Source organism: Delftia sp. JD2, assembly GCF_001682645.1.
GTDB lineage: Bacteria > Pseudomonadota > Gammaproteobacteria > Burkholderiales > Burkholderiaceae_C > Comamonas > Comamonas acidovorans.
Genome location: NZ_LFJT01000041.1, coordinates 20,952 through 40,561, shown reverse-complemented (window position 1 = coordinate 40,561; position 19,610 = coordinate 20,952). Strand labels below are relative to the sequence as shown.

The window sequence follows — 19,610 nt, the reverse complement described above, 5'->3', positions numbered from 1 at the left end:
TCCATGCTAGGAAGCGCCATCCCTCCGGTCTTGCACGATCGTGCAGCTCAGGCCGCGCCCAGGCGCCTGAGCCAGCGTGCGGGCGGCACGCCATAGGCCATGGCGAACTGGCGTGCCATGTGGCTCTGGTCGAAGAAGCCGGCCTGCAGTGCGGCATCGGCCACGCCCTGCCCCGCCAGCAGCAGGCGCCGCACGGTGTCCAGCCGGCGCATGGTCAGGTAGCGGTAGGGGCTGGTGCCGTAGAGCGCGCGGAAGTCACGGCACAGCCGCCAGCGGTCCAGGCCACTGGCCTGGGCCAGGGCATCCAGGGTCACGCCCTGCACCAGCGCGTCGTGGATGCAGGCGCGGGCGCGCTCCACGGCCCCCAGGTCGGGCAGGCGCCGGACGTTGCGCCGGCCCGCCACGGCGTCCAGCGCCCATGCCAGGTCGTAGATGGCGTCGTCGCGGGCCAGCGGCTCCAGGTCTTCATCCAGGCCCTGCAGCAGCGGCAGCAGCGCGGCCTTGAGCCGCGGATCGGCAGACAGCCCGCCCTCGACAAAGGGCAAGGGCCTGCCGCCCAGCACCTGCTGGATCAGGGCCGGCTCCACATAGACCATGCGGTAGCGAAAACCTGCGTCGGTGCCCGCGTGGCCGTCATGCAATTCATCGGGATGCAGCACCATGGCACCGCCCGGCAGGCTGTGCCGCTGGCTGCGGCGGTAGGCAAAGCTTTGCACGCCGGACAGCGTCAGGCCCAGCGCGTAGGTGTCGTGCCTGTGGGGCGCATAGCCGTGCCCGCCGAAATAGGCCTCGATGCGCTCCAGGCCTGCGCCCAGCTGCGAATGCCGGACCCAGTCGCTGGAGATGCTCGTTTCTGCCATGTGGGTTGGTGGTGAGGGGTGTGCAAAGCAGCCGCAGATGGTAACTGCGGGACAGTGACCTCAAGGCGAGCAGGCCGGCTGCTCCGCGCCCGGCACGGCCTGGCTTGCCGGTGCGCGGCGCATGCCCGCAGACACCACCCACCCCAGCAGCGCGATCAGTGCAGCACCCCATTCGGCCTGCTGCAGCCCCCGGGCCGTGGCCTCGCGCAGCGCATCGGGCGCCGTGATGCCGGCCAGCGGCGCCGTGGCCACCATGACCAGCAGGGCCAGCCCCAGCGCCGCGCCCACCTGCTGGGCCGTGGCCGCAATGCCCGAGGCCACGCCCTGCTGCCCAGCCGCCACGCCCTGGCCGGCCACCACCCACATGGCGGTCCAGCACGCGCCCTGGCCCAGGCTGAGCACCACGAAGCCGGGCACCAGCCAGACATAGCTGCCACCCAGCGGCAGCGCCCAGGCCATGTAGGCCAGGCCGATGGTGCCTGCGGCCCAGCCGCCCATGAGCACGGCGCGCGGCGTGGAGCGGTGCAGCCAGTGTTCGGCCCAGCGGATGCCCAGCGTGCAGACCGCCGTGGGCAGCAGGAAGGCCATGCCGGCCTGCAGCGGGCTCCAGCCGAAGATCTGCTGGAAATACAGCGCCAGGAAGTAGTACTGCACGCCAAAGCTGCTCATGAAGATCATGGTCAGCAGCATGGCCGCGCGCAGGCTGGGCACGCGCAGCAGGGACAGCGGCATCAGCGGCGAGGCAATGCGCGCCTCGATGCGCCAGAACAGCGCCAGCGCCGCCATGGCCACGGCCAGCGTCCCCAGCGTGGCGGCGCTGGCAAAGCCCCATTCAGGGCCTTGCACCAGGGCCGTCACCAGCAGGCTGCTGCCCACGGTCACGCTCAGGCAGCCGGCCAGATCGAAGCCCTGGCCCGGCGCGGCGCGCCCGGTCTGGGCCGAGGGCGGCAGAAAGCGCAGCGCCGCCATGGCACACGGCCAGGCCACGGGCACCAGCACCCACAGCACCCAGTTCCAGCCCAGCGTCTGCGTGAGCACGCCGCCCAGCAGCGCGCCGGCCGCCAGCCCGCCGGCCGACGCCATGCTCCACACGGCCAGGGCGCGGTTGCGCTCGGGCCCTGCCGCATACAAGGTGTTGATCAGCGACAGCGTGGCCGGAAACAGTAGCGCCCCGGCCACGCCCTGCCCTGCGCGGCCCAGCACCAGCTGCCAGGGCTGCGAGGCAAAGCCGCCGACCAGGGAGGCCAGGCCGAACAGCGCCATGCCCGCCACATACATGCGCCGCTTGCCCAGCAGGTCCGCGCAGCGCCCGCCCAGCAGCAGGCAGCCGCCAAAGGCCACGCTGTAGGCACTGACCACCCATTGCAGATGGTGCGCGTCCATCTGCAGCTGCTGGCCCATGGCGTCGAGCGCAACGAAGACGATGGTGGCATCCAGCGCAATCAGCAGCTGGGACAGGGACAGCAGCGCCAGGGCGGCGCGCGGGTGGCGCAGGGCGCCGGGGGAATCGGTCATTGGCATGGCGCCGATCCTAATTAATGCACTTGTGAAGATAAACAGCAGATTTTCATTTTTCTTATGCAAAACTGCATTAATCGAATCTGGAGACATGCCATGGATCTCAACGCCGTGCACCTGCTCATCAAGGTGGCCGAAAGCCGCAGCTTCACCCAGGCCGCCACGCTGCTGGGCACCAGCCAGCCCCGCATCTCGCGCGCCGTGGCGCAGCTGGAAAAGGACCTGGGCACGCGGCTGCTGCATCGCAATACGCGCAGCGTCTCGCTCACGCCTGATGGCTGCGCGCTGGTGGACCGCTGCGCCCCGCTGATCGCCGGGCTGGAAGAGGCGCGCCAGCTGGTCAGCGACCGGCGCTGCGCGCCCAGCGGCGTGCTGCGCATGACGGCGCCGTCCATGCTGGGCCGCATCGTGCTGGTGCCGCTGCTGGGACAGTTGCTGCGCGAGCATCCGCAGCTGCAGATCGACACCAGCTTCACCGACCGCATGGTGGACATGGTGGAAGAAGGCTTTGACGCGGCCGTGCGCATCGGCCCGCTGGCCGACAGCCGCATGATTGCCCGCGCCCTGCCGCCGCTGCGCTGGGTGACCGTGGCCTCGCCCGCCTACCTGGCGGCGCGCGGCACGCCGCAGACGCTGCAGGAGCTGGCGCAGCACAGCTGCATGGCCGTCTACAACCACTACCTGGGCCGGCGCGTGCCCTGGCAGTTCCTGGCCGGCAATGGCGAGATGCTGGACTGGCCTGCGCCGCAGACCGTGACCTTCGACAGCGGCGATCCGCTGGTGGAAGGCTCGCTGGGCGGCCTGGGCGTGGCCCAGGTCATGGAGTTCGCGGTGCGCGAGCACCTGCAGGCGGGCCGGCTGGTGCGGCTGCTGCCCCAGCACGAGGGCCGCGCCCGCGAACTGTCCCTGGTCTACCCGCGCACGCGCCAGGCCTCGCCGCGCATCAAGGCACTGGCCCAGCTGCTGCTGGCGCAGACACAGTGGTAGGCAGGCAGGCCGCAGACGGCGTGGCGCCATGCACACAGTGGGTTCGGATTCAGTTCCGCTTATGTGGGTGAAGGGGGATTAAACTCCTGCCTTTCCACGATGGCAGCGTTCTCGGACAATCACGCCTTTTCGTGGTGCATGCACCTTGATGGGGCCGCGACACAGCGGCTCTTTTGTTTTTCCTGTTTTGCATTCCTGCCCCCGCGCCGGCCAGCGGCCGCGCGGGATCTGATCCACCAATCGACACATCCATGGCAGCAGACAACTCCAAGAATGCCGCTCCCACCGCGCTCAGGCGCGAACTCAAGGCGCGGCATCTGTCCATGATCGCCATCGGCGGCTCCATCGGCACCGGCCTCTTCGTTGCCTCGGGCGCCACCATCTCGCAGGCCGGCCCTGGCGGCGCCCTGCTGGCCTACATGATCGTGGGCCTGATGGTCTACTTCCTCATGACCAGCCTCGGCGAAATGGCCGCCAACCTGCCCGTCTCGGGCTCGTTCGCCACCTACGGCGCGCGCTATGTGGACGAAGGCTTCGGCTTCGCGCTGGGCTGGAACTACTGGTACAACTGGGCCGTCACCATTGCCGTGGACCTGGTGGCCGCCCAGCTGGTCATGGCCTACTGGTTCCCCGACGGCAACGGCATGCTGTGGAGCGCCCTGTTCCTGGCCATCATGTTCGGCCTCAACGCCATCTCGGTCAAAGGCTTCGGCGAGGCCGAGTACTGGTTCGCCGCCATCAAGGTGACCACCGTCATCCTCTTCATCGGCGTGGGCGTGCTCATGATCCTGGGCATCGTGCGGGGCGGCGCGCCTGAAGGCGTCTGGGGCAACTTTGCCCTGTGGAGCCAGGGCGACGCGCCCTTTGCGGGCGGTTTCTCGGCGCTGATCGGCGTGGCCATGATCGTGGGATTTTCCTTCCAGGGCACGGAACTGATCGGCATTGCCGCTGGCGAATCCGAGAACCCCGCCAAGAACGTGCCCCGCGCCGTGCGCCAGGTGTTCTGGCGCATTTTGCTGTTCTACGTCTTCGCCATTCTGGTCATCAGCCTGCTGATCCCCTACACCGATCCGCACCTGCTCAAGAATGATCTGGGCGACATCAGCGTGAGCCCCTTCACCCTGGTCTTCGAGCGCGCGGGCCTGCTGTCGGCCGCCGCCGTGATGAACGCCGTGGTGCTGACCTCGGTGCTGTCGGCCGGCAATTCGGGCATGTACGCCTCCACGCGCATGCTCTACACGCTGGCCTGCCAGCGCATGGCGCCGCGCATGTTCTCGTATGTCAACAAGCGCGGCGTGCCCACGCTGGCCCTGCTGGCCACCACCGTGGTGGCGGCGCTGTGCTTCCTGACCAACATCTTCAGCCCGCAGCTGGTCTACATCTGGCTGCTCAATCTGTCGGGCATGACGGGCTTCATCGCCTGGCTGGGCATTGCCATCAGCCACTACCGCTTTCGCAAGGGCTTCGAGGCCCAGGGCCTGGACCTGAACCAGCTGCCCTACCGCGCATCCTGGTTCCCGTTCGGCCCCATCTTCGCCTTCGTGCTGTGCATGGTGATCACGCTGGGCCAGAACTACGAGGCCTTCATGGCCGACCGCATCGACTGGACCGGCGTGGTCGCCACCTACATCGGCCTGCCGCTGTTCCTGCTGATCTGGGGCGGCTACCGCCTGGTCAAGGGCACGCACATCGTGAAGTACAAGGACATGCAACTGGGTTCCAACGTCGACTGACGCCCGGCCCAGTCCCCATGAAAAACAGCCCGCAGATGCGGGCTGTTGGCTTTCAGGCATCGGCCGACCATACGGCCAGCTCGTAGCCGTCCGGATCGGTGAAGTGGAACCTGCGGCCCCCCGGGAACGCGAACACCGCGCGGCTGATCACGGCCCCGGCCGCCTCCACGCGGCGCTGCGCCTCGGCCAGATCGTCGGCGTATAGGATGACCAGCGGGCCGCCGGGCCGCACCTCCTCGCCTGTGGTGAAGCCGCCCGTCAGCCGGCCGTCGCTGAACTCGGTGTAGCTCGGGCCGTAGTCGGTGAAGGTCCAGCCGAAGGCCTCGCCGTAGAACGCCTTGCTGCGCGCAATATCGGCCACGTTGAACTCGATGTTGTCGATCTGGTGGTTCTTGCCCCTGATGCCCATGTGATGCTCCGTTGAATGCTGGTAGGCCGCCATCATCGGCCACGCCGTGGCAGCGGTCTTGAACAAAACGGCCAGCCGGACTGCTCAATCCAGCAGCTGCGCCATGGCGGCCTGCGCCGTGATGCCGCACAGCGCCCTCACTTCGCGCGACAGATGCGCCTGGTCCGCATAGCCAGCATCTGCCGCCAGCGCCGCAAGACCTGCCTGCCGATCAGACCGTGCCAGGGCCAGCAGGCGCTGAAAGCGCAGCACGCGCTCCAGCGTCTTGGGACCGTAGCCAAACTGCGCGTGGCACAGGCGGCGCAGGCTGCGCTCCGGCATGTCCAGCTGCGCCCGCATGGCGGCCAGCACACCGGATTCATCCCGCCCGGCCGCAGCCGCCACATTGAACAGCTCCATGGCCTGCCGGTCCGGCGCTGGGGCGTCGCGGCCCATTTGCACCAGTCCATGGATGAACACGGCCTGCCCTGCGCCCGGCTGCGCATCGTTGATGCGATGCACCCACTCCCGCGCGCGCGGCCCCAGCAGATCGCCCAGTTCCACCGCCTGCCCCACGATCTCGTCCATGGGCAGGCCCAGCCAGGCGCTGGCCGCACCGGGGCCGAAGCGCGCCCCCCATACCTCGGACCCCGGCACCAGCGTGGGCCGCGCAGCCACCCTGTCAGGCCCCACGGCCAGCAGCCGCCCGCCTTTGCAGACGATGTCAACGCAGCCATCGGGCACCACGAGAAAGCCGCCGGCATAGTCCGGGGCCACGGTGCTGCTCCACAGGCACTGGAAGTGCGGCTGCAAGGCGGGCGGCGGGGAGTGTTCGCGGTAGGGGGCGGGCGGCGGCGCCTGGCCAGAGGGCATGGACTTCAGACCCCCAGCGGCAGGTCGGCCTTCTTCAACGTGCGCAGCACAAAGCTGGACTGGCTGTGGCGTATGCCCTTGATCTTGTAGAGCTTCTCGCGCAGCAGGCGCTCGTAGTCACGCGTGTCCTTGACGACGACGCGCAGCAGGTAGTCGTACTCGCCCGAGACCAGATGCGCCTCCACCACCTCGGGAATGGTCGCCAGCATCTCGCCGAATTTCTCCAGCGTGTTGTCCGAGTGGCTGTCCAGCGTGACCTGCACCAGCACCGTATCGCCCAGGCCCAGCGCCAGCGGGTTCAGGCGCACGGTATAGCCCTCGATCACCCCCGCCTCTTCCAGCTTCTTGATGCGTGACCAGCAGGGCGAGGCGCTCAGGCCCACGGCGGCGCCGATTTCCTGCAGGCTGGCGCGCGCGTTGGCCTGCAGGGCGGAAAGAATCTTTCTGTCGAGGATGTCCATGGCCGGCAATCTACTGCAAAACAGGCAGGCGCAGAATAATTTTCTGTAGCAACGCCTGTTTTGAAGAAATAAAGCAGCATTTTCTGAGACCAAACGCGCACACTTGTCTGCATGGGAGCACGCTTACCGGCGCAGCAAAACCATTCACCCAGCCCCGCCGACTACCGCCAGCGCCCGGATGCGTGATCCAGACCAGGAGCCCGTTACAGGCCGCCCCGCTTATCCGCAGCGGGGCGGCCTGTTGCATTGGGGCACTTGGCAGGCGACAGACAGCGCTTTCCCGCAATGGCCGCCGGTGCACAATGGCCCCCCCGCAAGCCTGCACGGCGGACATATACGGGCGCACGCCACATCAACCAATCGGACCCTTGATCCACACGCAAGACAACCCCACCGAAGGCGGCCGGGGGCACTGGCAAACAGGTGCTGCAGCGCAATGGCTGGTGCAGACCCTGGTGCAGGCGCTGGCAGCTGCAGCGCTTCTGGCACTGCTCACCCGCTTGCTGCCCAACCCCCAGGCAGACCAGGGCATTGCGGTCTTTCCCGGCAGGAGCATGGCGCCGGCCGCCATGCTGCTGTACGCGTACATGGGCTCGGCCCTGGCCATCACGCTGATGAGCCTGATCCTGTGGTGCTGGCTCAGGGAAAGGCTCTACATTCTTTGCGCCGCGCTCCTGGCAGCCGGCTTTGCCTACGCTGCTTTCCGTTACCGGCCCGAAGGCCTGTGGCTGCCCGGCGCCGACCAGCCCCAGCATGCGCTGTCCATCGCCTACTGCAGCTTCTGTGTGGTGGCGACGGTGTTTTTCAGCCAATTGTTCGAGTTCCGCCGCCATTGGATCTGGGCTGCGCACCTCTTCAGCGTGGTGGCCTGGCTGAATGCCATCGCACTGGGCATGGCACTGTTGGGTGGCTATCCGCAGATCTCGCGTGCCGTGGTGTTCACGGCCCTGGTGTCCACATCGTTCGGTGCGGTCTTCGTGCTGTACCTGCTGGTGGTCCGAAGGCAGTGGCAATACCTGCCGGGCGCGCTGGCGTTTGCGGTGCCTTCCGCCCTGGGCATCCTGAACCTGCTGAGAACCCAGGGCCTACTGCCGGATGTGGCGCTGCCATCGGCACAGATGCTGTGGTTTGCCGGGCGTGTGTCCGAGGCCATCCTGCTGGGAATGGCGGTGACCAACCGCACGCGGGTGGCGGAGCGTGCCCTGCGCAGTGAGCGGATGCAGGCCCTGTCACGCGCCCAGGCTGCCGAGCGCGAGCTGGAGTCCAAGGTGCTGCAGCGCACCGCACAACTGCAAACGGCCCAGCAGGCCCTGCAGACCGCCTTGCACAGCGAGCGGGAGATGCGGCTGGAACAGCGCCAGTTCTTCAACATGATCAACCACGAGTTCCGCACCCCACTCACCATCGTGGACGGCGCCGCGACCGAGCTGCAGACGTTCCCGACGACGGACGCGGACTCCCTCATCGAGCAGGCGTCGCAGATACGCAGGGCTTCGCGCCGGCTGATGACCCTGGTGGACACCTGCCTGATCAGCGACCGGCTGGACGCGGGCGCGTTCCGGCTGCAACTGGAGCAGACGCCATTGGATGAACTCCTGGAGGAGTCTGCAGAGCTCGTCGGCTGGTCCCGGCGGCATCGCCTGAAACTGGATCTGGAACACGGCCCGCAGCAATGGCAATGCGACCCTGTCCTGGTGCGCATCGCCATCTCCAACCTTGTCGGCAACGCCATCAAATATGCCAAGGCGGGCGACATCACACTGGCCGCCCGCTGCGATGCGTCCGGTGACCTGCTGATTTCCGTCAGCGACCAGGGACCGGGCCTTGCGCCTGAAGCGGCAGGACAGGTTTTCGAGCCCTATGAACGCGCAAGCGCCACCCGGCACGTCAACGGGCATGGCCTGGGCCTGTCCGTGGTGAGGCGCATCGCCAGGCTGCACGCAGGCGACGCGTTCTTCCAGCCGGCTGCCGGAGGCGGGGCCTGCTTTGTCATCCGGCTGGGCCGGTTCCTGCCCGGCACGGCAGATGCCTGCCAGGAATGTCCGCCAGCGGCAAGGCCGGCCGCCGTGCCGCCGGGCATGCCCGCCTGACGCGGGCAAGGCCAGGGCCTTCGCCGCTGAAGCAGGGCGTGCTCGCGGCGCTCATGGCGCCGCCGCTGCACGGGCCTGCCCGCCCTGCACCACCAGGAACACGCCCCCCAGAATCAGCGCCACCCCTGCCAGCCGCGACCAATTGACCGGTCTGGCACCCAGGCCCATCAGGCCGAAATGGTCCACCAGCACCGAAACCACGATCTGCCCCGCCACCACGCAGACCAGAAAACCGCCCGCGCCCAGCTTGGGTGTCACGGCCGCCGCACTGGCCACATAGATGGCACCCAGCACGCCGCCTATCCATAGCCACCACGGCCCCGCGACTGCCTGCGCCACCGCGGGAGTGGGCGCGCGCATGGCCCAGAGTGCGGGCACGATGACCATCACGCTCACGGCCAGCGAAGTCAGCGCGCCCCACAGCGGATGGCCCAGCACCCGCCCGACCATGGCGTTGCTCGCCGCCTGGAACGGCAGGATGGCGCCAGCCAGCAGTGCCATGCCCACGGGGGCCATGGCCAAAATCGTGTTCCGTCCTGTCATGCAAAGCATCCTTTTCCTGTTCGTAAATCCATGCCTGAATGCTCTCGCATCTGCTGGATGAATGGAAATCGTTTGCCTGCACGTTCTATATTCATGGCATGGATGAACTGCGCCGGATCGACCTCAACCTGCTGCTGGCCTTGCACGCCCTGCTGGCCGAAAAACATGTGACGCGCGCCGCCCTGAGGCTGCACAAGAGCCAGCCGGCCACGAGCCATTCGCTGGCGCAGCTGCGCGAACATCTGGGCGACCCGTTGCTGGTGCGGCGCGGTGGCCGCATGGCGCTGACGGCACGCGCGCAAGGCCTGGTGCAACCGCTGGCGGATGCGCTGGGCAGCCTCAACGGCTTGCTGGCACAGGCGGAATTCGACCCGGCCCACGCACGCGGACGGCTGCGGCTGGCGCTGTCGGACTACGCATCGCGCATCGTGCTGCCGCCGCTGATGCGGCATCTGCGCCAGCACGCACCCGGGCTGGACCTGGCCATCAGCCAGTCCACGCGCGAGGTGATGCTGGCCCAGCTGGCCGATGGCGAACTGGACCTGGCCCTGGGGCCCTTCCCCGACGCACCCGACCTGCCCGAGGGCATCGAGGTGCAGGATCTGTTCCAGGAGCAGTTCGTGAGCGTGGCCGACCATGCCGTGCTGCCGGCACGCGGCGGGCTGTCACTGCAGGACTGGCTGCAGCGCCCGCACGTCATGCTGGCCATGCGGCCCGACGCCAACGAGGAAATCGAACGGGCGCTGGCCGCCCAAGGCCTGAGCCGCCGCGTGGTGCTGGCCCTGCCCCACTGGAGCGCGGCGCTGGAGGTGCTGGCAGGCACCGACCTCGTGCTGACCGTGGGCAGCCGCGCCATTGGCGACCTGCGCCGCCACAAAACGCTGCGCCGCTTCGCTCCTCCGCTGGAGCTGCCCCGGTTTGCCTACCAGCAGGCCTGGCATGTGCGCAAGCAGGGGGATGCCATGCATCGGTGGCTGCGCAACTCGATGGCGCAGTGCTGTACTGCGCAGAAGTAAACGCAGGCCGCAGCCTCAGGCTGCCACCACCACCCTCAGCAACTGCTTCTGTATCTTCCCGCTGGCCGTCTTGGGCAGGGCCTCGCGGAAGTGGTAGCGGCGCGGGCGCTTGTAGGCGGCCAGGCGGTCGCCGTGGACCAGGAAGGCGTCCAGCGCCTCGGCCGTGGGCGTGGCGCCAGGCTTGGCGACCACGTGGGCGGCGACGATCTGGCCCCAGCGCTCGTCGGCCTCGCCGATGACGGCGACCTCGAGCACGTCGGCATGCTCGACCAGCGCGTCTTCCACTTCGCGCGGATAGACGTTCTCGGCACCCGAATTGATCATGTAGTCGATGCGGTCACGGATCCAGAGATAGCCGTCGTCGTCGATGTGGCCCAGGTCGCCCGTGTGGTACCAGCCGTGCGCCAGGGCGCGGGTGTTGGCGTCGGGGCGGTTGAGGTAGCCGGCCATCATGCAGGGGCCGCGCACCAGGATCTCGCCCACCTCGCCTGGCAGGCAGGCCTCGGCCGGATCGGTGGGGGCGTTGTCTTCGCGCAGGCGCGCCACGATGAGGTCATGGCCCATGGAGGGCAGTCCCGCCGAGCCCGCGTGCGAAAGCTGCTCGCGCGGCAGGAGGATGGACATGCAGGGCCCCATCTCGGTGGTGCCGTAGACCTGGACCAGGTCGCTGCCGACCTTGCGTGTCCATTCGCGGATCAGGTGCGGCGCCATGGAGGCGCCGCCGTACTCCACCAGCCGCAGCGCGGGCGCCTGTTCGGGCGAGGCAATGGGGTCGGCCAGCAGCATGGTGACCATGGTGGGCGCCGCGAAGAAGAAGCTCACGCGCTCTTCGCGGATCAGGCGCCAGGCCTCGGCCACGTCAAAGCGCCGCAGCAGCACCTGGGTGGCCCCGGCCTGCAGGCGCGGCAAAAAGCTGGTGTGCAGCTCGGCCGTGTGGTTGAGCGGCGCCATGGCCAGGCCCACGTCGTCGCGCGTGAACTGCATGGTCTGGTGCATGAGGGCGTTGTGCGCCAGCTTGCTGCGGTGCGTATGCAGCACGCCCTTGGGCCGGCCCGTGGTGCCGCTGGTGTACATGAGGATGCAGGGGTCGCTCTCGCGCACATGGGCATGGGGCGGCGCGCTGCTGCGGCCCCTGGCCAGGGCGGACAGGCGCTGCGTGGCCCAGACCGGCAGCGGGTCGGCCGGGGCATCGTCGGCAAAGATCCAGTGCTCGATGCCCGTGCCAGTGCCGCCGCCTTCGGCCTTGAGCAGGGCCTGGGCGCGTGCGGCCACCTCGCCGCCCTCGTGCTCGAAGACCAGGGCGCGCGCTGCGCCGTCCTTGAGGATGAAGGCCAGCTCCTGCGCCGCCAGCCGGTAGTTGATGGGGTTGAAGATGGCGCCCAGGCGCGCGGCCGCCAGCATGGTGAAGACAAAGGCCGGCGTGTTGTAGAGAAAGGCCGCGACCACGTCGCCATGGCCTATGCCCAGCTCGGCCAGGCCATGGGCGTGGCGGTTGACTTCGGCATCGAGCTGGGCGTAGGTCCAGGCGCGGCGCTCGCCGCCCTCCCACGCGACCAGGGCTTCCTTGTTCGGCAGGTAACGTGCCGGCCAGGCCAATGTGTCTCCCAGCGTCTGCTGCATGTGCGCTTCTTCCTTCTCGCTCACGAGATTTCATATATCGATGCATCTCAATGTAGGAGATTTTTTAGACAGTTATGCAATTTGCAAATGCATCCATGCAGGCAAGCGCATGGAGCTGCGGTCGGCCCGCGGAAATCCCGAAGCCGCGCGGGCGCTGGCCGCAGCTAGAATGCGCCGGTCAGGAGAGAGTGCCCGCCCGGCCGCAATGGTCACAGGCAGCGGCACCGCCGAAGGCGCAGGGTTCGCCCCGAACGCTCAGGCAAAAGGACTGGCACCGCCTGCCGCCACGGCCGCAGGCGTTCCTAGCTGGAGAGAGATGCAGGGCACGGCGGTGTGCCCCATCCACCGAAGGAGCAAGCCCCACGCATGGAAGGTGCGGGTGAATCTCTCAGGTAAAGCGGACAGCAGGGCAGGACATCCCGGGATTCCGGGATGGCGTTGTGCCTTGCCCCTTGCCGAAAAGAGAGTCCCTCCTTGACCGCTGCCTCCACCACCGATCTGCTCAAGACCCCGCTGTTCGACCTGCACCAGGAACTGGGCGCGCGCATGGTGCCGTTTGCCGGCTACTCCATGCCCGTGCAATATCCGCAGGGGCTGATGGCCGAGCATCTGCACACGCGCGAGGCGGCAGGCCTGTTCGATGTCTCGCACATGGGCCAGATCAGCCTGCGCGGCCCGGATGCCGGCGCGGCGCTGGAATCGCTGCTGCCCATGGACGTGCTGGGCCTGGGCGAACACCGCCAGCGCTACGGCCTGCTGCTCAACGACGCGGGCGGCATTCTGGACGACCTGATGTTCGTGCGCCGCGAGGACGACCTGTTCCTGATCGTCAACGGCGCCTGCAAGCACGAAGACCTGGCGCACATAGAGGCCCGCATCGGCCAGCGCTGTGAAATCGAGCCCCAGTTCGACCGGGGCCTGCTGGCGCTGCAGGGCCCGCAGGCAGCAGCCGCCATGGAGCGCCTGCTGCCCGACACGGCCGGGCTGGTGTTCATGACGGGCGGCTACTTCGACTGGGAAGGCGCCGAGCTGTACATCACGCGCAGCGGCTATACCGGGGAGGACGGCTTCGAGATCTCCCTGCCCGCCAGCCACGCCGAGGCCTTTGCCCGTGCCCTGCTGGCCCAGCCCGAAGTCAGGCCCGTGGGCCTGGGCGCGCGCAATTCGCTGCGCCTGGAAGCCGGCCTGTGCCTGTACGGCAACGATCTGGACACGACCACCACCCCGACCGAGGCCGCCCTGAACTGGGCCGTGCAGAAGGTCCGCCGCATTGGTGGCGAGCGCGAAGGCGGCTTTCCCGGCGCGGCCACCGTGCTGGCCCAGCTGCAGTCGCCCGAGCTGCTCACGCGCAAGCGCGTGGGCCTGGTGGCCCTGGAGCGCGTACCCGTGCGCGAAGGCACGGAGCTGCTGGATGCCAGCGGCCGCAAGGTCGGCCAGGTCACCAGCGGCCTGCTGTCGCCCACGCTGAACCAGCCCGTGGCACTGGCCTATGTGGAGCCGGGCAGCGCCGCCATCGGCACCACGCTGCAGGCCATGGTGCGCGGCAAGGCCGTGCCCATGCAGGTGCAGGCCACGCCCTTCGTGGCGCCCCGCTATCACCGCGGTTGAGGACAGCCTGCGCGCTTGGCGTGGATCGAGTTCGGCGGATTCGTTTTTCCTGCCATCGCATGCCGCTACAGTGCGCACTGACCTTTCTCAAACCGCCTTTCACAGGTTTCTTTTCAGTTTCTATCGGAGCAAGCCATGAGCATCCAGTATTCCAAGGACCACGAATGGATCAACGCCGCCAACCCTGACGCGGCCATCGTCGGCATCACCCTCCACGCGCAGGATGCGCTGGGCGACGTGGTGTTCGTCGATCTGCCCGCCGTGGGCACCAGCTTCAACCAGGGCGATGTGGCCGGCGTGGTCGAGTCCGTCAAGGCCGCCGCCGATGTCTACATGCCCGTCAGCGGCGAGATCGTCGAAGTCAACGAAGCCCTGCGCGACGACCCCTCCCTGGCCAACAGCGACCCGCTGGGCGAAGGCTGGTTCTTCAAGGTCAAGCTCAGCGACGCAGGCCAGCTGGCCGCGCTGCTCGACGAAGCCGCCTACACGGCCTTCGCACAGAGCAACTGACGCCACTTTCCGGCCAGGACGGGCGCCAGGGCCCGCCCTGGCGCTTTTCAGCTTTTGAGACAGGTCCCTCCATGCTGATGTCCTCCACCCAGCCCCTTGCCGCCCTCGAGAACGCCACCGAATTCGTGGCCCGCCATATCGGCATCGCGCCCGAAGACGAGGCCCACATGCTCAGCGCCATTGGCGCGGCATCGCGCGATGCGCTGATCGACGCCATCGTCCCGCCCTCCATCCGGCGCCACCAGCCCATGGCGCTGCCTCCAGCGGCCACCGAGGCACAGGCGCTGGCCGAACTCAAGGCGCTGGCAGGCCGCAACCAACTGCTCAAAAGCTTCATCGGCCAGGGCTACTACGGCACGCACACGCCCGGCGTCATCCTGCGCAACATTCTGGAGAACCCCGCCTGGTACACGGCCTACACGCCCTATCAGGCCGAGATCTCGCAAGGCCGCATGGAGGCCCTGGTCAACTTCCAGACCATGGTCTGCGACCTGACGGCCATGCCGATTGCCAACGCCTCCATGCTGGACGAGGCCACGGCGGCCGCCGAGGCCATGACGCTGGCCAAGCGCTCCGTCAAGAACAAGAGCAACCGTTTCGTGGTGGCGGGCGATGCCCACCCCCAGACCATCGAGGTCATACAGACGCGCGCCGCGCCGCTGGGCATCGAGGTGCTGCTGGCCAACTCGCTGGAGGAATGGAACCAGCTGATGGACGGCGACTACTTCGCCGTGCTGGCCCAGTACCCCGCCACCAGCGGCCGCATTGACGATCTGCGCGCCGACGTGGACAAGGCCCATGGCAAGCAGGCCGCCTTCATCGTGGCCACCGACCTGCTGGCGCTGACCCTGATCACGCCGCCCGGCGAATGGGGTGCCGACATCGTGGTGGGCACCACCCAGCGCTTTGGCATGCCCATGGGCGCGGGTGGCCCGCATGCCGCCTTCATGGCCTGCCGCGACGAGTTCAAGCGCTCCCTGCCCGGCCGCCTGGTCGGCGTGAGCGTGGACGTGCACGGCAAGCCCGCCTACCGCCTGGCACTGCAGACGCGCGAGCAGCACATCCGCCGCGAAAAGGCCACCTCCAACATCTGCACGGCCCAGGTGCTGCCCGCCGTCGTGGCCAGCATGTACGCCGTTTACCACGGCCCCGAGGGCCTGGAGCGCATCGCCCGCCGCGTGGCCTCGTACACGGCCATCCTGGCGCGCGGCCTGGCCGAGCTGGGCGCGCCGCTGCGCGAGGTGCCCAGCTTCGACACGCTGAGCCTGCACACGGGTGCGGCCACCCAGGCCATCGTGGAGCGTGCCGTGTCCCTGGGCGCCAACCTGCGCGTGTATTTCAAGGAATACCTGTGCATCTCGCTGGACGAGACCACCACGCGCGCCGATGTCGAGCTGCTGTGGAAGATCTTCGCCCGGGACGGCCAGGCCCTGCCCAGCTTCGCCGCCTTCGAAAAGGGCGTGGAGCCGCTGATCCCTGACGGCCTGCGCCGCAGCAGCGACTTCCTCACGCACCCGGTGTTCAACACCCACCGCTCCGAGACCGCCATGCTGCGCTACATCCGCCAGCTGTCGGACAAGGACCTGGCGCTGGACCGCAGCATGATCCCGCTGGGCTCCTGCACCATGAAGCTCAACGCCACCAGCGAGATGATTCCCATCACCTGGCCCGAGTTCGCCCAGGTGCACCCCTTTGCCCCGGCCGACCAGCAGCAGGGCTATGCGGAACTGGACAAGCAGCTGCGCGACTGGCTGTGCCAGGCCACGGGCTACGCCGGCATCAGCCTGCAGCCCAATGCCGGCAGCCAGGGCGAGTACGCGGGCCTGCTGGCCATCAAGGGCTGGCATGCGAGCCGGGGCCAGTCGCACCGCAACGTCTGCCTGATTCCCAGCAGCGCCCACGGCACCAACCCCGCCAGCGCGCAGATGGTGGGCATGCAGGTGGTGGTCACCGCCTGCGATGCCAACGGCAACGTCGATATGGCGGACCTGGCGGCCAAGTGCGAGCAGCACAGTGCCAACCTGGCCTGCATCATGATCACCTACCCCAGCACCCATGGCGTGTTCGAGACCCAGGTCAAGGAGCTGTGCAAGCTGGTGCATGACCACGGCGGCCGCGTCTACGTGGACGGCGCCAACATGAATGCCCTGGTGGGCCTGGCCGCGCCGGGCAGCTTCGGCGGCGATGTCAGCCATCTGAACCTGCACAAGACCTTCTGCATTCCGCACGGCGGCGGCGGCCCGGGCGTGGGCCCCGTCTGCGTGGTCGAGGACCTCGTCCCCTTCTTGCCCGGCCATGCCACGGCGGGCCTTGCGGGCGGTACGGGTGCCATCAGTGCCGCGCCGCTGGGCAATGCGGCCGTGCTGCCCATCAGCTGGATGTACATCCGCATGATGGGTGCCCAGGGCCTGACCCTGGCCACCGAGACCGCCATCCTCAGCGCCAACTACATCAGCGCCCGGCTGCGCGACCACTACCCCACGCTGTACGCGGGCGAGCACGGCCATGTGGCGCACGAGTGCATCCTGGACCTGCGCCAGTTCAAGGAAAGCACGGGCGTCATGGCCGAGGACGTGGCCAAGCGCCTGATCGACTACGGTTTTCACGCGCCCACGCTGTCCTTCCCCGTGCCCAACACGCTGATGGTGGAGCCCACCGAAAGCGAAAGCCTGTACGAGCTGGACCGCTTCGTGGACGCGATGATCGCCATCCGCGAGGAAATCCGCGCCATCGAGCAGGGCCGCCTGCCCCAGGACGACAACCCGCTCAAGAACGCGCCGCACACGGCCGAGACGCTGCTGGCCTCGGAATGGGCCCACCGCTACAGCCGCGAGGCCGCTGCCTACCCGGTGGCTGCCCTGCGCCAGTCCAAGTACTGGTGCCCGGTGGGCCGCGTGGACAACGTCTACGGCGACCGCAACCTGTACTGCAGCTGCATCCCCGTGGACGCTTACCTGAGCTGAAGCACCTGCCACCGAAAGGGGCGCTTGTGGCGCCCCGCCTGGCGCGCGTACACTGCGGCCCTGCCCGCGCCGGGCTCCGGTAATCTGCCGGACGCCGGGCGCGGGCCACCAGGATTTGTGCGGCATGTGCCGCTTTCCCCAGCGCCAGCCCGCGATGAGCAGCCCAGACCATTCCGATCCGCCTCGCGACGACGAGCACCTGCCCCTGCATGCGCTGCTGGCGCCCGGCGCCGACCTGCCCCCCGTCGAACGCTTTCCCCTCTTCCAGCCCGAAGACGACCCGCTGCAGGCCCTGGTGGCCGAGCTGCGCAACTACCAGCGCGAACTGGAAATCCAGAACCGCGTGCTGGACTACAGCCAGGCCGTGGCCGAAAGCGCCTCCGAGCGCTTCGAGGCCCTGTTCGCCAGCATTCCCCTGCCCCTGCTGGTGGTGGACGAGCACGACATGGTGGTGCAGGCCAACGCCATGGCGCACAGCGCCTTCCAGCCCTCCGAGCATGACCGGCTGCTGGTGAACTTCGCGCCCTTCGTGCACCCGGACGACGCCGAGCGCGTGCGCGAGACTTTCTCCGCAGCACGCGAGCTGGGCCGCACCGAGGCCCACGAGGTCTGCTTCGAGATCACCGAGCAGCACCAGCTGCGCGCCGACCTGCACGTGGCCTGCATCGCCATCCCCCAGCAAAGCGGCCCGCCCATTGCCCAGTACCTGTGCGCCGTGGTGGACCAGGGCCCGCTGCTGGCCGAGCGCCTGGCGCTGCAGCAGCGCAACCACCAGCTGTTCCTGAGCGAGCGGCGGCTGGAATCGGTCATCAACTCGGCGCTGGACGCCATCATCTGCCTGGACTCGGACCAGCGCATCACCGTCTTCAATCCCACGGCCGCCGCCCTGTTCCTGTGCCCGCCGCACGACGCGCTGGGCAGTCCGCTGGAGCGTTTCCTGCCCGATGCGGCACAGGCCCTGTCCTTTGCACCGCTGACCACGCAGGCCGTGCTGGGCGAGATGACGGCGCGCACGGCCAGCGGCCGCGAGATTCCGGTCGAGGTCAGTGTCTCCTTCGAGCACCACAGCGGCGGCGAGACCACCACCGTGTTCGCGCGCGACCTCACCAGCCGCAAGAAGGCCGAGGCCCAGCGCAACGAACTGGAAGACCAGCTGCGCGAATCGCACAAGATGCAGGCCCTGGGCACCATGGCCGGCGGCATTGCGCACGACTTCAACAACATCGTGGGCGCGATCCTGGGCAACGTGGAGCTGGCCAAGGCCGACTGCGGCGGCAATGCCGCAGCCATCGAAAGCCTGCAGGAGATCGAGAAGGCCGGCCGCCGCGCGCGCGACCTGGTGCGCCAGATCCTGACCTTCAGCCGCAACGAGCCGCCCCAGCGCAAGCCTGTGCAGGCGCGCGAAGTCATGGGCGACACGGCGCGGCTGCTGCGCGTGACCCTGCCGCCCGCCGTGGAGCTGCAGGTGCATGTGCCGCCGCAGCTGCCCCCCATGCTGGCCGACGCCATGCAGGTGGAGCAGGCCCTGTTCAACCTGTGCACCAACGCCATGCACGCCCTGGGTGAGCGGCGCGGCCTGATCCAGATGGACGCCGACCTGGTGCGCCCCGACCAGCGCCTGTGCGAGCGCCTGGGCCTGCCACCCGTCAGCTACGTGGCGCTGTCGGTGCAGGACAACGGCCCCGGCATGGATGCGCGCACGCTGCAGCGCATCTTCGAGCCCTTCTTCACCACCAAGCCCGTGGGCCAGGGAACGGGCCTGGGCCTGCCCGTGGTGCACGGCGTCATGCGCAACCACGGCGGCGCCGTGGACGTGTACAGCATTCCAGGGCAAGGCAGCCGCTTCACGCTGTACTTTCCCCCGGCCGACGCCCTGGCGCCCGCCGAGTACGCACCAGCCCAGGCGCCCGCGGCCGAAACGCCGCCCAGCCTGCCGGAGCCGCTGGCAGCCGCAGAAACCCCGACCGGCCCGCAGTTCGCCCTGCTGCCCGACCCGCAGGCCGCACAGCAGCATGTGATGTACGTGGACGACGACCAGGCCCTGGTCTTCCTCGTGCAGCGCCTGCTGCGCCGTCGCGGCTACCAGGTCAGCGGCTTCACCGATCCGCACGAGGCCACCGAGGCGCTGCGCGCCGCCCCCCAGGACTACGACCTGCTGGTCACCGACTACAACATGCCCGGCTATAGCGGCATCGACCTGGTGTACGAGGCGCTGTCCATCCAGCCCCTGCTGCCCATCGCCCTGGCCTCGGGCTACATCACCGCCGAGATCGAGCAGGCCGCCATGGCCGCTGGCGCCCGGGCCCTGGTGCACAAGCCCAATGACGTGGAGGAGCTGTGCGCCACCGTGCACAGGCTCCTGAATGAACGGTGAGCGGCTCAAGCGCTGAACGGCTGCAGGAGTGCCCCGGTGCTGGTACTGCTGCCGATGCAGATACCG

Annotated in this window: 15 protein-coding genes and 2 riboswitches; of the genes, 8 read left to right on the top strand and 7 right to left on the bottom strand. The window is 68.4% G+C overall.

All coding sequences use genetic code 11. The annotated features are described in order from the left end of the window. Positions 1-47 precede the first annotated feature (47 nt). Both ACM14_RS20435 and ACM14_RS20430 read right to left on the bottom strand, forming a co-directional pair. On the bottom strand, positions 48-860 hold the full coding sequence (locus ACM14_RS20435) for an AraC family transcriptional regulator (RefSeq protein ID WP_063325588.1): 813 nt from the start codon (positions 858-860) through the stop codon (positions 48-50). A 60-nt stretch (positions 861-920) separates the two neighbouring features. Continuing rightward, on the bottom strand, positions 921-2,381 hold the full coding sequence (locus ACM14_RS20430) for an MFS transporter (protein WP_065347143.1): 1,461 nt from the start codon (positions 2,379-2,381) through the stop codon (positions 921-923). 93 nt (positions 2,382-2,474) lie between these two features. On the opposite strand from ACM14_RS20430, the gene ACM14_RS20425 reads away from it, so the two are divergent. Beyond that, on the top strand, positions 2,475-3,365 hold the full coding sequence (locus ACM14_RS20425) for a LysR family transcriptional regulator (RefSeq protein ID WP_012206120.1): 891 nt from the start codon (positions 2,475-2,477) through the stop codon (positions 3,363-3,365). A 251-nt stretch (positions 3,366-3,616) separates the two neighbouring features. Further along, a complete protein-coding gene (locus ACM14_RS20420) occupies positions 3,617-5,098 on the top strand; it encodes an amino acid permease (RefSeq protein ID WP_013801947.1) in 1,482 nt (493 codons plus the stop codon). Between the two features lie 52 nt (positions 5,099-5,150). Here ACM14_RS20420 and ACM14_RS20415 read toward each other — a convergent pair whose 3' ends face one another. From ACM14_RS20415 to ACM14_RS20405, 3 genes are all read right to left on the bottom strand, one after another. Then, positions 5,151-5,507 (bottom strand): VOC family protein, encoded by a 357-nt coding sequence (locus tag ACM14_RS20415; RefSeq protein WP_012206122.1) that lies wholly within the window; start codon positions 5,505-5,507, stop codon positions 5,151-5,153. Between the two features lie 84 nt (positions 5,508-5,591). Further along, positions 5,592-6,359 carry a DUF6597 domain-containing transcriptional factor gene (locus ACM14_RS20410; protein WP_065347142.1) on the bottom strand — a complete coding sequence of 256 codons (768 nt, stop codon included), beginning with the start codon at positions 6,357-6,359 and terminating at the stop codon, positions 5,592-5,594. Between the two features lie 5 nt (positions 6,360-6,364). Then, the gene (locus ACM14_RS20405; protein ID WP_065347141.1) at positions 6,365-6,820 is read right to left on the bottom strand and encodes an Lrp/AsnC family transcriptional regulator; all 456 of its coding nucleotides are present in this window, start codon (positions 6,818-6,820) and stop codon (positions 6,365-6,367) included. Positions 6,821-7,263: 443 nt separating this feature from the next. Between ACM14_RS20405 and ACM14_RS20400 the strand changes: the two genes are divergently transcribed. Beyond that, complete coding sequence (locus tag ACM14_RS20400) at positions 7,264-8,910, top strand: sensor histidine kinase (RefSeq protein WP_065347158.1); 1,647 nt, start codon at positions 7,264-7,266, stop codon at positions 8,908-8,910. 51 nt (positions 8,911-8,961) lie between these two features. On the opposite strand, the gene ACM14_RS20395 is transcribed toward ACM14_RS20400, so the two are convergent. Then, positions 8,962-9,453, bottom strand: coding sequence for a DMT family transporter (locus ACM14_RS20395; protein WP_065347140.1), 492 nt, complete (start codon positions 9,451-9,453; stop codon positions 8,962-8,964). Positions 9,454-9,551: 98 nt separating this feature from the next. Between ACM14_RS20395 and ACM14_RS20390 the strand changes: the two genes are divergently transcribed. Next, a complete protein-coding gene (locus tag ACM14_RS20390; RefSeq protein WP_065347157.1) occupies positions 9,552-10,469 on the top strand; it encodes a LysR family transcriptional regulator in 918 nt (305 codons plus the stop codon). A 15-nt stretch (positions 10,470-10,484) separates the two neighbouring features. Here ACM14_RS20390 and ACM14_RS20385 read toward each other — a convergent pair whose 3' ends face one another. Next, on the bottom strand, positions 10,485-12,089 hold the full coding sequence (locus tag ACM14_RS20385; RefSeq protein ID WP_065347156.1) for a fatty acid--CoA ligase: 1,605 nt from the start codon (positions 12,087-12,089) through the stop codon (positions 10,485-10,487). Between the two features lie 169 nt (positions 12,090-12,258). Further along, positions 12,259-12,370: riboswitch (glycine riboswitch) on the top strand. A 15-nt stretch (positions 12,371-12,385) separates the two neighbouring features. Next, a riboswitch (glycine riboswitch) is annotated at positions 12,386-12,504 on the top strand. 17 nt (positions 12,505-12,521) lie between these two features. Here ACM14_RS20385 and gcvT point away from each other — a divergent pair. The 4 genes from gcvT to ACM14_RS20365 all read left to right on the top strand — a co-directional run bounded on the left by gcvT (position 12,522) and on the right by ACM14_RS20365 (position 19,544). Beyond that, complete coding sequence (gcvT, locus tag ACM14_RS20380; protein WP_065347139.1) at positions 12,522-13,697, top strand: glycine cleavage system aminomethyltransferase GcvT; 1,176 nt, start codon at positions 12,522-12,524, stop codon at positions 13,695-13,697. Between the two features lie 135 nt (positions 13,698-13,832). Beyond that, positions 13,833-14,207, top strand: a complete 375-nt coding sequence (gcvH, locus tag ACM14_RS20375) for a glycine cleavage system protein GcvH (protein ID WP_012206130.1) — start codon at positions 13,833-13,835, stop codon at positions 14,205-14,207. Between the two features lie 71 nt (positions 14,208-14,278). Continuing rightward, the gene (gcvP, locus tag ACM14_RS20370) at positions 14,279-17,170 is read left to right on the top strand and encodes an aminomethyl-transferring glycine dehydrogenase (RefSeq protein ID WP_065347138.1); all 2,892 of its coding nucleotides are present in this window, start codon (positions 14,279-14,281) and stop codon (positions 17,168-17,170) included. A gap of 154 nt (positions 17,171-17,324) precedes the next feature. Continuing rightward, the gene (locus ACM14_RS20365) at positions 17,325-19,544 is read left to right on the top strand and encodes a PAS domain-containing sensor histidine kinase (RefSeq protein ID WP_065347154.1); all 2,220 of its coding nucleotides are present in this window, start codon (positions 17,325-17,327) and stop codon (positions 19,542-19,544) included. Positions 19,545-19,610 lie beyond the last annotated feature (66 nt).

Excerpts from the sequence above, each read along its gene's own strand:
- ACM14_RS20435 (WP_063325588.1), bottom strand. The coding sequence starts at position 860 with ATGGCAGAAACGAGCATCTCCAGCGACTGGGTCCGGCATTCGCAGCTG.
- ACM14_RS20420 (WP_013801947.1), top strand. The coding sequence starts at position 3,617 with ATGGCAGCAGACAACTCCAAGAATGCCGCTCCCACCGCGCTCAGGCGC.
- ACM14_RS20385 (WP_065347156.1), bottom strand. The coding sequence starts at position 12,089 with ATGCAGCAGACGCTGGGAGACACATTGGCCTGGCCGGCACGTTACCTG.
- ACM14_RS20415 (WP_012206122.1), bottom strand. The coding sequence starts at position 5,507 with ATGGGCATCAGGGGCAAGAACCACCAGATCGACAACATCGAGTTCAAC.
- ACM14_RS20410 (WP_065347142.1), bottom strand. The coding sequence starts at position 6,359 with ATGCCCTCTGGCCAGGCGCCGCCGCCCGCCCCCTACCGCGAACACTCC.
- ACM14_RS20395 (WP_065347140.1), bottom strand. The coding sequence starts at position 9,453 with ATGACAGGACGGAACACGATTTTGGCCATGGCCCCCGTGGGCATGGCA.
- ACM14_RS20365 (WP_065347154.1), top strand. The coding sequence starts at position 17,325 with ATGAGCAGCCCAGACCATTCCGATCCGCCTCGCGACGACGAGCACCTG.
- gcvT (WP_065347139.1), top strand. The coding sequence starts at position 12,522 with ATGGCGTTGTGCCTTGCCCCTTGCCGAAAAGAGAGTCCCTCCTTGACC.
- ACM14_RS20425 (WP_012206120.1), top strand. The coding sequence starts at position 2,475 with ATGGATCTCAACGCCGTGCACCTGCTCATCAAGGTGGCCGAAAGCCGC.
- ACM14_RS20405 (WP_065347141.1), bottom strand. The coding sequence starts at position 6,820 with ATGGACATCCTCGACAGAAAGATTCTTTCCGCCCTGCAGGCCAACGCG.
- gcvP (WP_065347138.1), top strand. The coding sequence starts at position 14,279 with ATGCTGATGTCCTCCACCCAGCCCCTTGCCGCCCTCGAGAACGCCACC.
- ACM14_RS20430 (WP_065347143.1), bottom strand. The coding sequence starts at position 2,381 with ATGCCAATGACCGATTCCCCCGGCGCCCTGCGCCACCCGCGCGCCGCC.
- gcvH (WP_012206130.1), top strand. The coding sequence starts at position 13,833 with ATGAGCATCCAGTATTCCAAGGACCACGAATGGATCAACGCCGCCAAC.
- ACM14_RS20390 (WP_065347157.1), top strand. The coding sequence starts at position 9,552 with ATGGATGAACTGCGCCGGATCGACCTCAACCTGCTGCTGGCCTTGCAC.